Origin of the sequence: Pseudomonas sp. B19125, assembly GCF_044218855.1 — a bacterium.
GTDB lineage: Bacteria > Pseudomonadota > Gammaproteobacteria > Pseudomonadales > Pseudomonadaceae > Aquipseudomonas > Aquipseudomonas edaphica.
This window is the reverse complement of sequence record NZ_CP162589.1, coordinates 2,013,431-2,025,857: the sequence shown is the minus strand read 5'-3', so window position 1 is coordinate 2,025,857 and position 12,427 is coordinate 2,013,431. Positions and strand designations below refer to the sequence as shown.

The 12,427-nt window shown below is 60.7% G+C and carries 14 protein-coding genes; 3 read left to right on the top strand and 11 right to left on the bottom strand.

The window, feature by feature from the left end; translation table 11 throughout:
• Positions 1-12: 12 nt before the first annotated feature.
• The gene (locus tag AB4P96_RS09340; protein ID WP_099548761.1) at positions 13-834 is read right to left on the bottom strand and encodes an SDR family oxidoreductase; all 822 of its coding nucleotides are present in this window, start codon (positions 832-834) and stop codon (positions 13-15) included.
• 267 nt (positions 835-1,101) lie between these two features.
• Complete coding sequence (locus tag AB4P96_RS09335) at positions 1,102-1,581, bottom strand: GNAT family N-acetyltransferase (protein ID WP_026013792.1); 480 nt, start codon at positions 1,579-1,581, stop codon at positions 1,102-1,104.
• A 189-nt stretch (positions 1,582-1,770) separates the two neighbouring features.
• Between AB4P96_RS09335 and AB4P96_RS09330 the strand changes: the two genes are divergently transcribed.
• The 3 genes from AB4P96_RS09330 (at position 1,771) to AB4P96_RS09320 (ending at position 3,698) form a co-directional block, all read left to right on the top strand.
• Positions 1,771-2,967, top strand: a complete 1,197-nt coding sequence (locus AB4P96_RS09330; protein ID WP_395600706.1) for an MFS transporter — start codon at positions 1,771-1,773, stop codon at positions 2,965-2,967.
• A gap of 86 nt (positions 2,968-3,053) precedes the next feature.
• A complete protein-coding gene (locus AB4P96_RS09325) occupies positions 3,054-3,380 on the top strand; it encodes a hypothetical protein (RefSeq protein ID WP_138449109.1) in 327 nt (108 codons plus the stop codon).
• A 51-nt stretch (positions 3,381-3,431) separates the two neighbouring features.
• A complete protein-coding gene (locus AB4P96_RS09320) occupies positions 3,432-3,698 on the top strand; it encodes a hypothetical protein (RefSeq protein WP_138449110.1) in 267 nt (88 codons plus the stop codon).
• 132 nt (positions 3,699-3,830) lie between these two features.
• On the opposite strand, the gene AB4P96_RS09315 is transcribed toward AB4P96_RS09320, so the two are convergent.
• The 9 genes from AB4P96_RS09315 to AB4P96_RS09275 form a co-directional block, all read right to left on the bottom strand.
• Entirely contained in the window at positions 3,831-4,559 is a 729-nt protein-coding gene (locus AB4P96_RS09315; RefSeq protein WP_017138352.1) for a bifunctional 2-polyprenyl-6-hydroxyphenol methylase/3-demethylubiquinol 3-O-methyltransferase UbiG, read from the bottom strand.
• Positions 4,560-4,584: 25 nt separating this feature from the next.
• The gene (locus tag AB4P96_RS09310) at positions 4,585-5,502 is read right to left on the bottom strand and encodes a PfkB family carbohydrate kinase (RefSeq protein WP_395600705.1); all 918 of its coding nucleotides are present in this window, start codon (positions 5,500-5,502) and stop codon (positions 4,585-4,587) included.
• A complete protein-coding gene (locus AB4P96_RS09305; protein ID WP_395600704.1) occupies positions 5,495-6,961 on the bottom strand; it encodes a purine-cytosine permease family protein in 1,467 nt (488 codons plus the stop codon). Before AB4P96_RS09305 ends, AB4P96_RS09310 begins: the two co-directional genes overlap by 8 nt.
• 193 nt (positions 6,962-7,154) lie before the next feature.
• Positions 7,155-8,156, bottom strand: coding sequence for an ADP-ribosylglycohydrolase family protein (locus AB4P96_RS09300; RefSeq protein WP_395600703.1), 1,002 nt, complete (start codon positions 8,154-8,156; stop codon positions 7,155-7,157).
• A complete protein-coding gene (locus AB4P96_RS09295) occupies positions 8,153-8,866 on the bottom strand; it encodes a GntR family transcriptional regulator (protein ID WP_170039853.1) in 714 nt (237 codons plus the stop codon). Before AB4P96_RS09295 ends, AB4P96_RS09300 begins: the two co-directional genes overlap by 4 nt.
• A gap of 70 nt (positions 8,867-8,936) precedes the next feature.
• Positions 8,937-9,497 (bottom strand): DUF1285 domain-containing protein, encoded by a 561-nt coding sequence (locus tag AB4P96_RS09290; protein ID WP_395600702.1) that lies wholly within the window; start codon positions 9,495-9,497, stop codon positions 8,937-8,939.
• Between the two features lie 19 nt (positions 9,498-9,516).
• Positions 9,517-10,122 carry a DUF4823 domain-containing protein gene (locus AB4P96_RS09285; protein ID WP_017138358.1) on the bottom strand — a complete coding sequence of 202 codons (606 nt, stop codon included), beginning with the start codon at positions 10,120-10,122 and terminating at the stop codon, positions 9,517-9,519.
• Between the two features lie 209 nt (positions 10,123-10,331).
• Positions 10,332-11,300, bottom strand: coding sequence for a GTP 3',8-cyclase MoaA (locus tag AB4P96_RS09280; RefSeq protein ID WP_017138359.1), 969 nt, complete (start codon positions 11,298-11,300; stop codon positions 10,332-10,334).
• A gap of 140 nt (positions 11,301-11,440) precedes the next feature.
• A complete protein-coding gene (locus AB4P96_RS09275) occupies positions 11,441-12,109 on the bottom strand; it encodes a TetR/AcrR family transcriptional regulator (RefSeq protein ID WP_017138360.1) in 669 nt (222 codons plus the stop codon).
• Between the last annotated feature and the right edge of the window lie 318 nt (positions 12,110-12,427).

Genomic DNA, 12,427 nt, shown 5'->3' with positions numbered 1-12,427 from the left:
TCTTGATTGTTGTTAGTCGTGGTACATCACGGAACGCCCGCCATCGATCATCAGGCAGGTTGCGTTGATAAAGGGCGCCTCGTCGGTGGCCAGAAACAGCGCCGTCATCGCCACCTCGACCGGTTGGCCGATGCGCTTGGGCGGGTGCAAATCGAAGGCGCGCTGGCGCTCGGCATGCGGGTCAGGGAACCCGTTCCAGTAATCGACGTTGAGCTGGGTTTCGATGTAGCCCGGTGCGATGGCATTCACGCGGATGCCTTTGGGCGCGTATTCGATGCCGAGGGCGCGGGTGAGACCGAGCAGGCCATGCTTGGCAACCGGATAGGGAAAGCAGCCGGGAATGATGTGGCTGGAATGGGTGGAGGCGATGTTGATGATGTTGCCGATGCCCTGCTCGATCATGTGCGGCAACACGGTGCGGCAGCCGAACCAGGCACCGTCGAGGTCGATGGCGAAGCAGCGGCGCCAGTCTTCGTCGGTCATCTCCAGCGGGTCACGGAACACGTTGACGCCCGCGCAGTTGATCAACACATCCACACGGCCAAAGCGCTCGATGGCCACATTGACCAGCGCCTGCCATTGCTCTTTGGAGGTGATATCGACGGCCTGCGCGACAATCTCAGCGCCGCGTTCGCGCCAGTGGGCGGCGACTTGCTCAACCTTTTCGGCCTGGATATCCGCAATCACCAGCCGTGCCTGCTGGGCCTGGAAGCAGGCGACGATCGCCTCGCCTATCCCTTGAGCTGCACCGGTGATGATCACCACTTTGTTTTTCAGCCGCTCGCCATAGGTGGGTTCGGGCACGGCGGGTAATGACAACGGTTGGGGCTGCATCGCTTCACCTGTTTTATTTTTGGTAGTGAGTGCTGATGCCGCCGACTATAAACCCATCTTTTGAAATATCTCAATATATAAATTTGCATCCCATATAGTGAGACGTGGCGCAAAAAAATGTGGGTGCCGATCTCTGTGGGAGCTGGCTTGCCTGCGATACGGGCACCTCGGTATTTCAGTTACACCGAAGTGATGCTTTCGCAGGCAAGCCAGCTCCCACACAAGCCCGCCCCCACAGTGGGCCTTCAGTGTTTTTGAAAAAGGGTTTCAGCCCTGGGCAAAGTCGCGCAGTGCATTACCCTCCATGCGATAGCGCACCCACTCCTCCTGCGGCTGGGCGCCGATGGACTTGTAGAAGGCAATCGCCGGCTCGTTCCAGTCCAGCACGCTCCACTCGAAACGCCCGCAACCGTTGTCGCAGGCGATCTTGGCCAGGTGCCGCAAGAGCTTCTTGCCCGCCCCGCCGCCACGTTGCTCGGGGTTGATGTAGAGGTCTTCGAGGTACAGGCAGTTGCTGCCCAGCCAGGTGGAGTAACTGAAGAAGAACACCGCAAAGCCAATCGGCAGGCCATCCCGCGAACAGATCAGGCCATGGGCGGTGGCGCCCTCGCTGAACAGGCTGCGCTCGATATCCACCACACTGGCGATCACTTCGTGCCGGGCCTTTTCGTACTCGGCAAGTTCAGTGATGAAAGTCAGGATCTGCGCAGCATCGCTGGGCACGGCAGGGCGAATCTCGATGGTCATGGGCGGGCCTTGGGCAATGTCAAAGGCCACATACTAAGACGCTTTGATGACTGATTGCAGTGCAATTTGTTTACTCCGGCCACGCGTAAAGCAAGTACCACCAACCACGCAACATTCGCCATGCACGGGCATGGTAAACAGTCGGGCATAACGCTAATAACTGCATGCTGATAACTGCAAGGTCGCCCGATGCCTTCCACACCCGCCGTGAATACCAAACTGTTCGCCTTTTTCTGCCTCGCCAGCTTCTTGCTGTCACTGTCCTATGGCTCGACGTTTTTGCTGTCGCTGCTGATCCACTCGCGCGGCGGCAATGAACACGACGCCGGCAGCGTGATCTCCATGGCGATGCTCAGTACGTTCGTGGCAGTGCTGTTCTGCGGGCACTTGGCCGATGCGGTCGGTGCGGCGCGCGCGATTGCGGGCATGGGCGTATTGCTGGTGGTGGCGTGCCTGGGGTTTGCCCTGACACCTGGGTTTGGCCAGGGCTTGATGCTGTTCGGTCTGTCGCTTGGGTTGGGCTGGGGCGTGTTCTACACCTTGGGGCCGATCATCGTGACGCTGCTGGTGCAATCGGCGCAGCGGGCCAAATATTTTGCGCTGCTGTCGGGCAGTATGTTGAGCGGGATCGGCTCCGGCCCTTTGCTCGGCCGTGCCGCCGACGCGCTGGGCCTGCCGCTGACAGCAGCCTTCTATATCGCCGGCCTGGCCAGTCTGGTCGGCGTCCTGATGTTCTGGCGAATGGGCGCACAACTCAACCATCACGCGAATGCGCCCACCTCGAAGATTTCCTGGGCGTCCAGCCGCCGCGTGCTGTCATCCAAAGCCGCGTTTGCGATCCTGATGGTCGGCCTGGGCGGCTGTGTGTTTGATGGGCTTTCATCGTTTCAAACCAGCTACGCGGCTGCGCAGGGGTTGGACTATTCGCTGTTCTTTGGCGGCTTCCTGAGCGCCGCCATTACCAGCCGGCTGTTGATCGCCGGCCACGTGGTCAAGCGCGATGCGTACTGGGCCGCCTGCGTGCTGTCCGGGATCATGCTCGGCTCGATCGCGCTGTTTGCGTTTGGCGTGAGTGGCAACCTCAGTTACCTGTTGGCAGCCGGCACGCTGGGCGTGGGTTACGGCCTGACGTACTCGGTGATCAATGGGCTGGTGGCCAATGAAGCACCGCCTGGAACGACGTCACAAGCCTTGCTGCTGTTCAGCCTGGCGTACTTTGTCGGGGTGTTCGGCTTTCCGCTGCTGGCGGGCAAAATCATTGTCGACTCTGGGCTGCCGACGCTGCTGGCGAGTGTGTTGGCCGTGGCCTTGTTCAACTGGTTGATCACGGTGGCGCGACTGATCTGGCGCCAGCGTTCGGCTAACAAAATCTTACAGGTGAATTAGCACCGTTCGTCGCCATCAAGGCACGAACCGCAAACTGGGGCGGACCAATAAGGGGTAAGGACATTAATCATATGGAGACACCCCTCATGAAGAATTCCAAATTTGCTGCCCTCGCCCTCACCGGCCTGCTGTCCGCCGCCTCATTGAGTGCCGTTGCCGCCACCTCATCCACCGGCACCACCAACCCTGCTACCAAGGAGTCTCAGGATTCGATGGGCACAGGGATGGAAACCAACGGTGGCGCGATTATCGATAACGGCGCAGACCCTCGCACCAAAGGCGCCGATACCCAACGTCAGGCACCGGCTGCAGTCGGTAACGGCAAAATGGGCCCTGGTGTCAATAAAGAGCCCACCATCAACAAGGGCGATGACAGCAACATCCCGGGCGCGCCAAAACAACCTGCGCCTTGATGCATCGATAGCAACACCGACACCCGATCATTTCCCAGTGAAGAGGTACGCATGAACGTCGATAGAAACCTTGAAAAAGAAGTCCTCACCCGCCTGCTGCACGCCCACCCCAACGGCCTGGGCAAGGAGGTGCTGGATAACTACCGCGGCGAAAAGGTGGTGGCCAGTGTGCTGGCATTTCTGCAAGACCGCGGGTTTATCAAGGATGGGCATGTGACCACCGACGACGCCGGTGAATATTCGTTGAACCTGCCGATCAAGCTGACCGCCTCGGGCGTTGATGAGGCGCGCAAGCTGGAAGGCGAAGGCACCGTGTGAACTAGACGAAGATCAAATGTGGGAGCGGGCTTGCCCGCGATGGCGTCGCATCAGTCACTCTTTTTGTGGCTGATCTACCGTCATCGCGGGCAAGTCCGCTCCCACACTTTGATGTGCAGTGCGCAGCGCACATCAGCACTGAGCCGACACTAGCAGCATCATTGGACGCTCTTGTTCTTCGGCCAGTTCGGGCCTCGCCATCAGGTCCGCTTTGCTCGGCCCCCATTCTTCAATGTGGTTGAGCGTAAACCCCGCCTGTATCAGCAGATTGAGCAACGTGCCCAAGGTGCGGTGCTGCTTGATCACGCCATCGGCCAGCCAATGGGTCACCCGTGGCCCTTCCAATTGATAGCCGTCCACCGGCCAACTTTTGCGCCCCTGGTCATCAACCAGCCACCCCGGATTACGCGGCGCCATGAAGATCGGGTGCTCGATGGAAAACACCAGGCGCCCGCCCGGTACCAGGGCCTGGTGGATGCGCGCAAATAGCCCCTGGAGGTCGACGATGTAATGGAACGCCAGGGAGCTGTAGGCCAGGTCGAATGCGCCCGCCGGCAGGTCGAGCTGTTCCAGGTCGGCGATTGCATAGGTGATGGTCGCCGCCGAAGTCATTTCAGTGGCCCGCGCCAGCATCTTCTGCGACACGTCCAACCCCAGCACCTGCGCAGCGCCCTGTTCCTCGGCCCAGCGGCTGAACCAGCCATAGCCACAGCCCAGGTCCACCACCTGCAAGCCACGCATCGGCGGTAGCAAAGCCTGCAAGGCAGGCCACTCCGGCGCACCGGCCAGGCCTTCGACCGAGCGGCCCATCTTGCTGTAGCCCTCGAAGAAGGCCGGGGTGTCGTAGATATTCTGGGTCATGGGCTTATTCCGTGCGGGTAAGCGCCTATTTTGCCAACAACGCATCCACTTCGTCAGTACCGGGTGAAGTCGCCGGCCCCCAACGCGTTACCGCCAAAGCGGCTGCCGCATTCGCGCGACGCGCTGCTTGCGAGGGTTGCAAGCCCTTGGCCAGCCCCGCCAGAAACACACCAGCATGGGCATCGCCCGCGCCGTTGCTGTCCACCGCCTGCACCTTGAAACCCGGCACATGCTCGGCCTTGCCGTGGCGACTCACCCAGCAGCCATTCGGCCCGTCGCGCACCACCAGCAGCGCTTCGGCGGGCAAGTGACGGTTGAGTTCGCGCAGCGCTTCGGCCAGCGTACTGGCGCCGCTAAACGCCAGGGCTTCCGGGCCATTGCTGGTCCAGATATCAATGCGCGGCAGCAAGGCAACCATCAAGGCCGAGTCCGGCGCCTTGACCAACGGCCCCGGGTCGAACACCACGGTGATTTCACGCGGCAGCACCAGCAGCCAATCGAGCAATGCCTGGGCCTTGCCTTCGAGCAACAGGCTGTAGCCGCTGACGTACACATAGTCGTCCGCGCGCGGCACCACGCCCGCCAGGTCCTCTGCGCGCAAATCCCCTTCAGCGCCGATATGCGAAATGAACGTGCGCTCGGTACTGGCCTCGGTCAGCGACACGCACAACCCGGTGTCCTTGCCCTCGCTGGCCGGCTGGGCCATTTCCACGCCCTCGGCCTGCATCGCGGCGCGCGCCAGGTCGCCGAAGCGGCCGTGGCCATGGCGGCCGAGGTAAACCACCGGCAAACCATTGCGCCGGGCGGCAGCCATCACGTTGAAGCCCCCGCCGGCTTCGAAACTGGCCGATTGCGCCAGCACATCGCCGCCGGTTGCAGGCAGTGTGTCGAGGGCCATGACCAGGTCGACGATGACCTGGCCGGTGTGCAGCAATCTAGACATTAGCGCGCTCTAGCAAAGCCGGGCGACGGTCAGCTGCGCCGCCCAGTACTGCATAAATCCCACCAGCCACCAGGAAGGTGACGATCCAGCCCAGGCCGTTGTGGCCCAGCCAGGAGTCGGACAAAGGCCCGGCGAACCAGATATTTTCGGCGGTGGTGCCGATGGTGGTGAAGCTGAAACCCAGCACAATCGCCACAGCCCAGGCGCCGAATGCACGCCATTCCACGCCGCCGCGATACCAGTAGGCGCTGCTTGGGCTTACGTCCAGCAGGTCTTTGGGGCTGTAGTAGTGACGGTGAATCAGGTCGACCACAAAGATCCCGACCCAGGCGGTGATGGGCACGGCCAGTAGCGAGATGAAGGTGATGAACGGGCCATAGAAACTGTCGGCGATCAGCATGAAGTAAATGGAGCCGGCGAAGATCGCCACGATATCGACGATCACCGCGTGCACGCGCTTGACCTTGAGGCCCAAGGTCAAGGTGGTGAGACCGGCCGAGTACACCGAGAGGTTATTGGAGAGCAACAGCCCGCCGAACGCGGTGATCAAGTACGGCACGGCCATCCAGGTCGGCAGCATGTCGCGGATCGCGATGATCGGGTCGGTGGCCGACGCAAGGTCGTTGTTGCCCACCGACAGCAGGCCGCCGAGGGTGATCAACAGCACCAGCGGAATGCCCGCACCAAATGCGGCAGACGCCACCAGACGCACGGCCTTGACGCTGCGGTGCTGGTAGCGCGACATGTCGGCACCGGCGTTGGCCCAGCCGATACCGGTACCGGCGGCCATAGTGCCGACGCCAATGATCATGGCGCTCAGCGGCGCCGGGGTGGCGTTGAACACCGCGCTCCAGTCGATGGTGGCGCAGAGGAAGCCGCCCACCAGGATATTCAACGCGCCGAACACGTAGGTGGCCCACTTCTGGATCACCAGCAAGGTGGCGTGGCCGAGGCCGGATACCGACAGGGTCAGCAGCACGAAAATCGCGATGAAGATCAGCGTGAGCACCGGCGCGCTTTTGGCTTCGACCGGCGAGCCGAACAGGATCGAACACAACGACAGCAGCACAAAGGCGGCCGTGGTGGTGTTGACGGTTTCCCAACCCAGGCGCGACATCAGCGAGACCAGCGTGGGACCGATATTGCCGCGCACACCGAAGATGGCGCGCGACAGCGTCAGGCTCGGCGCGCGGCCGCGACGGCCGGCAATCGAGATGATGCCCACCACGGCAAAGGAGCCGGCGGCGCCGAGAATCGCCACAATGATCGCCTGCCAGATCGCCAGGCCACGAAACGCCACCAGGGTCGCGCCGAGCGGCAAGCCGAGGATGCTGATGTTAGCCGCGAACCACACCCAGAACAGTTGCAGCGGATGGCCATTGCACTCGCCTTCGGGGACCGGTTCGATGCCGCGTGTTTCCAATTGCCCGGCACTTTGGCCGGAAGAAGTGCTGCTCATGAGGGGTGCTCCTGGTGCCTGTATTGTTGTGGTTGTGGCAGATAGTCAAAGCTTTAAGCGGTCGTCCTGACTCAAACACGATTTAAGGTGGGGGCTGGCTTGCCTGCGATAGCGGTCTTTCAGTGAGTGCATCAGTGGCTGGCACACCGTTATCGCAGGCAAGCCAGCTCCCACATTTTTTGATCGGTGGTGATCAGCGCAATTGCAGCAGCCTCTGCACCAGTGGTTGCAAATCCAAACCATTGACCTGCTTGACCTGCTCAATCATCGCCTCAGGCCAGCACTGCATCCCAAGACACGCGCCCAACATCGCGCCCAACATGGCGGCAATGGTGTCGGTATCGCCGCCAAGGCTGGCCGCCAGGCACAGCGCCTCGACGGCATTCATGTCGCCCACCGCCACTTGCTGGGCGAGGGCAAACGACACCACCACCGATTCCTGGGAAGCGACCGAGGTGCCAATCAGTTCGTAAAGCAGATCGGCAAACAGGGCTTTGTCGCCGCTGCCGACGCTCAAGGTGCGCGCCCAACTGATGCGCGTGGAAATCCGCCCACCGGCAATCCAATGGCCATGGCCTTCGGCCTGCTGCGCGAGCTGGGTGCCAATGTTCAGGGCTTCACCCAAATCCACACCGTTGATACCTGCCGAAACCACTGCCGCCACCGCCGCCGCGCTGGAAATGCCCAGGTTGGTGTTATGGGTGACCTGGCAGGCCTGGATCACCGCCTGGATAAACTGCGCCGGGTCGCTGACGTCGGCGGCAATGCCGACCGGCGTGATGCGCATCGCGGCGCCATTGGTGGTGCCGTAGCGCCCGGATTCTTCCGGGGTGTGGCCGGCCAGGATCATGTCGATGGCGCGTTTGGTCGACGGCCCGAGCAAGTCCTGGGAACCTTTGGCACGCATCGCCGCCTCCCACTCGATCAGGCGTTGGGCGAGTACCGTGGGCTCGATCTTGCCCTGCCCTTGCACCAGCAATTCACCGACCAGAATCGCCTGCTCGGTGTCATCGGTGATCGAGCCGGCAAGCATATTCGGCGCGATGGGTTGGTCGGCACCAGCATCTTGCAGAGCGGTGATGGCCCCGAAGCGCTGTTGCACCTGCTCGCGACTCAATGACTGGGTGGGCATGCCCAATGCATCGCCCAGGGCCAGGCCGTAGAAGGCACCGAGGGCGCGATTTTGCGCGGTCATTTCGAAGCTCCAAACTGCAGGTGCAGGCGAAAGTGCATAGGGTCGAGCAAGCTTTCGACATACTCCATGAGACGCTCGCGGCGGTCGTAGGTAGTGCGCGAGGCTTTGAGAAACACCGTACCGGCTGGGCGACCGAGCAACTCGGCGTCTTCATCGCTCAAGGGCTCGGCACCGATCCACTGGTCCCCTTCGGCGCCCACGTAGCCGTAAGCGGCCAGCGTGATGGTGAGGGAGTTGTCGATCAGGCCGACACGGGGCAGGCTTTCCAGGCCACCGGTAGCAGGCATCAACGAACGCTCCAGAGAAACGGCGGTGCCATCGGTGGTGCGCCGACGGCGGTCGAGGGCGATAAATTGGTCGCTGCCAAAACGGCTGAGCAGGTCCGGTCGTGTCACGGCTTCCAGCCGCAGGATGTCGGTGGTGACCAGTGCGCCGGTATCGGCCAGCGCCTGTGCCCAGCCACTGCGTTGGTCGAGCACCATGCCATCAAAGGTGACGATGGAGCCGACGCCGCTTTGCGTGGCGATGTAGTTGCGCCGTTTGAGCTCAGCCAGGGCTTCGCGCAAGGTGCCACGGCTGACCGCAAACTCCTCGGCCAGTTGATGCTCGCCCGGCAGCAGGAAACCGTCGGCCATCACTCCACCTTCGATACGGCGGATGAGTTCGTCGACGACGCGTTTTTTCTTATCAAATCGGACATGTCTAATCATGTACAAATTGATAACCGAAAGCGCCCGACAACAGCAAGCGAATTATTTCAGGGTGATGAAAAAGCCAGTCTCAGGGTTCGAGGCCAATGCGGAAAAATTCCCCGCCGCTCCAGACACCAAGCCAGTTCTGACCGTTGATCGGACGGCTGACCGCCAGTTCGACCAACTGGTAAAACACGTTGCGATGCACAAGGGCTTCAAGGTTGGTGCGCACTCGCAGGTAGGGCGCGGGTTCTTGGGTGATCGGGTCGATTACCACGCGCAAGGGGTGTTCAAGGCCCGCTTCAATGTCCTCGTCGACATTGGTGGTGAAGCGCAGCACCTGGCTTTCGCCCTGCCCTTCGACTTCCAGCGTTACCGCGACAAAGGGCGCATCATCGACGCTGATACCGACCTTTTCCACGGGAGTGACCAGGAAATACTCATCGCCATCGCGGCGAATGATGTTGGAGAACAACTTGACCATCGGCTTACGCCCGATCGGCGTGCCTTGGTAAAACCAAGTGCCGTCACGGACGATGCGCATGTCGATGTTGCCGCAAAAATCCGGGTTCCACAGGTGTACCGGCGCCGGCCCCTTGCCCTTGGGCAGTTGGGCCAATAGATCATTGGCCTTGGCGGAATCGGTCATAGGGTTCTCCTCTGGATTTTTATTGATCACCCATCCCCAACAGGCCACGGGCGTATTGGGCCAGCGGGCGGGCAATCAAGTCTTCTGGCTTGTTGTCGTGGAACGTCAGTAAACCGCCACGACTGCGAATGCGTGCAGTATCAATCAAATACTGGGTGCTGGTCTCGATCAACATGATCTGGATCACGCCGCTGTCCAGGCCGACACGGTCCAACGCTTGCTGGTCGGTCCACTCATCGGCATTGCCAATACGGTCATCGGCTGCCGCAAAGCGGCAATAGAGCAGGTAGTGAGCGCCTGCCGCACGGGCTTCGGCCATGGCTTGTTCGAGGCCTTCCGGCTTGCGGGCGCGGCGCACCATCGGGAAATATTCGACGAAGCCGTTGAAGGCTTCTTCGGCCACCACGTTAGGTCGCGGATAGGCACTGCCCGGCGGTACAAAAGCGCCTTGGGCAATAAACACAAAGGAGTCCGGCTGTATGCGCACCGACGCGGTACGGCGGGTATCACTGTGGTCCAGCAGCCCGGCGTCGCTCATTTGATAGCGGGTGCCTTCGGCCATATCGCTGACGGTCATGCAGCCACTCAGCGCCACTGACGCCAGCAACAAAACCAGACTACGCATCCTAATCCTCCAGAAGCCGGTGACGGAAAACCGGCGAATGGGCACTTAATGCAGAATCCGCGCCATTCAAGAACGATGCATAACCAAATGTGGGAGCTGGCTTGCCTGCGATGCAGACACCCAGGTACATCAAGTACACCGAGGTGATGCAATCGCAGGCAAGCCAGCTCCCACAAAAAGCCTGCTCCTACATTCGATTGTGTGCGGTGTTAGCCGCCGATGATCTTCATGACCGTCGCGCCGCCAGAGAAGGCCACTTCCTGCTTGTCGCCCAGCGCTTTCATCAGCAACCCTTGCAATGCCGGCAGCGCCTGATGACGTGGCTGGTCCAGCAGGTCGCCCACGTAATGGCGGTTACTCGACGACAAACAGCCATGCAACCAACCGGTAGACGACAAGCGCAGGCGCGAGCAGGTGCGGCAGAACGGCACGCTTTCATTTGCGATCACGCCAAAGAAGCCCTTGCCCGGCACTTCATAGCGCACCGCCGTGGCATCAATCGGCGCGTTGGCTTGCAGGTATTCGTGATGTTCGCCGATCAGGCTGAGCAGTTGCTGCAAGCTGACGAACTGCTGCAGGAACGCATTGGAATCCTTGGCCAGGTGGCCCATGCGCATCAATTCGATAAAGCGCAGCTCGTAGCCGCGCTCCAGGCAGTAGTCGAGCAGCGGCATCACCTGGTCGAGGTTCTGCCCGCGCAGCGGCACCATATTGACTTTGATCTTGATGCCGGCGGCGCGGGCCTGGTCCATGCCATCGAGCACGGTGGCCAGGTCGCCGCCACGGGCGATGCTGCGGAAAGCGTCAGCATCCAGGGTATCGAGGGACACGTTGATGCGCCGAATACCGGCGTCGACCAGCAGTGGCAACTTGCGCGCCAGCAGTTGGCCGTTAGTGGTCAGGCTGATATCACTGAGGCCCATGCCGCCCACGGCGCCCATGAAGGCTTCCAGCTTGGGGCTGACCAGCGGTTCACCGCCGGTGATGCGCAAACGCTCGATGCCGGCAGCTTCGATCAGATAGGCAACGCCACGCGCCATGGCCTCGGCCGAGAGTTCGTCCTGGGCAGCCACCAGCCGCTTGCCGTTTGGCACGCAGTAGGTACACGCGTAATTGCAGGCTGAGGTCAGGCTGATCCGCAAATTGCGAAATCGCCTGCCTTGACGATCAACGATCATGGAACACTCCGGCAGAGGATGGTTCAGGCGCGCTAAAAGCTGACTGAAAAATCAGCTTTTAGCAAGCGTCCTTGCCTGAGTATATTCCTGGGGTACTGCAAGCGGCAGCAAATCATTGCGCCATCACTGTCGGGAATAGCTTAAACAGCGGGAGCGTCGCCGCTCTTGGGCTCAGCGCTCGGCAGCTCAGTGCTGTGCTTGCGCTTGTTGCCCATGCGTACGCCAATGTCCATCAGGAACTGGAAGAAACCTTCCTGATCTTCCAGCACATTGCTCCAGAACGGCGAGTGGTACAGCGCAACGGCGCCATGTACCAATGCCCAGGCGGCGCAGTAGTGGAAATACGGCGGTACGTCTTCCAGCTTGCCTTCGCTGATGCGGCCCTTGATCAGCAGGGTGAGGCGCTCGAAGTTCGAGGCGCGGATCTTGTGCAGCTCCTCGACCATTTCCGGCACCTGATGCCCCTTGACCACCTTTTCTTCCAGGCGGTCAAACAGGCGGTAGCGCTGCGGGTCACGCATGCGGAACTCGAAATAGGCGCGTGACAGCGCCTCCTTGTCCTTGTCCACATCAGCCGAATGCAACAGCTCGTTCAAATCGCGCTCGTAGTCGAGCATCAGCCGCAGGTAGATCTCGGCCTTGGATTTGAAGTGTTTGTAGATCGTGCCTTTGCCGATACCCACGGCATCCGCAATCATCTCGACGGTGACGCTGTCTTCACCTTGTTCGAGGAACAACTTGAGCGCGGTGTCGAGAATTTCCTGCTCACGGCGGCGAAACTCACGGACCTTACGGGGTTCTTTGTGCATGAGGAAGAGGTCTGCAGAGGTCGGAATTAGGGAGGGTTACGCAGGGCCACGGATACGTGGCGATACGATTTACCCGATGCGAGGGATTATCCCGACTGAACGGTCGTTGGGCAACGCCTATGTGAACCCACCGCGCACTTTAGTTTCAGCGCGCCAACGAATGGCCGGGTATCAGTCAGAAATAATACGCAACAACTACAGCCGTGCATCCGCTCAATGAGAACTCAAGCGAAGCGCGCGTATTCCAAATCTGTTTAAAAAACGACCAATCGCGACTGGACTGAATCGGATACTGATCAATACTTGAACTGTCGGCGT

Excerpts from the sequence above, each read along its gene's own strand:
- AB4P96_RS09340 (WP_099548761.1), bottom strand. The coding sequence starts at position 834 with ATGCAGCCCCAACCGTTGTCATTACCCGCCGTGCCCGAACCCACCTAT.
- AB4P96_RS09335 (WP_026013792.1), bottom strand. The coding sequence starts at position 1,581 with ATGACCATCGAGATTCGCCCTGCCGTGCCCAGCGATGCTGCGCAGATC.
- AB4P96_RS09330 (WP_395600706.1), top strand. The coding sequence starts at position 1,771 with ATGCCTTCCACACCCGCCGTGAATACCAAACTGTTCGCCTTTTTCTGC.
- AB4P96_RS09325 (WP_138449109.1), top strand. The coding sequence starts at position 3,054 with ATGAAGAATTCCAAATTTGCTGCCCTCGCCCTCACCGGCCTGCTGTCC.
- AB4P96_RS09320 (WP_138449110.1), top strand. The coding sequence starts at position 3,432 with ATGAACGTCGATAGAAACCTTGAAAAAGAAGTCCTCACCCGCCTGCTG.
- AB4P96_RS09315 (WP_017138352.1), bottom strand. The coding sequence starts at position 4,559 with ATGACCCAGAATATCTACGACACCCCGGCCTTCTTCGAGGGCTACAGC.
- AB4P96_RS09310 (WP_395600705.1), bottom strand. The coding sequence starts at position 5,502 with ATGTCTAGATTGCTGCACACCGGCCAGGTCATCGTCGACCTGGTCATG.
- AB4P96_RS09305 (WP_395600704.1), bottom strand. The coding sequence starts at position 6,961 with ATGAGCAGCACTTCTTCCGGCCAAAGTGCCGGGCAATTGGAAACACGC.
- AB4P96_RS09300 (WP_395600703.1), bottom strand. The coding sequence starts at position 8,156 with ATGACCGCGCAAAATCGCGCCCTCGGTGCCTTCTACGGCCTGGCCCTG.
- AB4P96_RS09295 (WP_170039853.1), bottom strand. The coding sequence starts at position 8,866 with ATGATTAGACATGTCCGATTTGATAAGAAAAAACGCGTCGTCGACGAA.
- AB4P96_RS09290 (WP_395600702.1), bottom strand. The coding sequence starts at position 9,497 with ATGACCGATTCCGCCAAGGCCAATGATCTATTGGCCCAACTGCCCAAG.
- AB4P96_RS09285 (WP_017138358.1), bottom strand. The coding sequence starts at position 10,122 with ATGCGTAGTCTGGTTTTGTTGCTGGCGTCAGTGGCGCTGAGTGGCTGC.
- AB4P96_RS09280 (WP_017138359.1), bottom strand. The coding sequence starts at position 11,300 with ATGATCGTTGATCGTCAAGGCAGGCGATTTCGCAATTTGCGGATCAGC.
- AB4P96_RS09275 (WP_017138360.1), bottom strand. The coding sequence starts at position 12,109 with ATGCACAAAGAACCCCGTAAGGTCCGTGAGTTTCGCCGCCGTGAGCAG.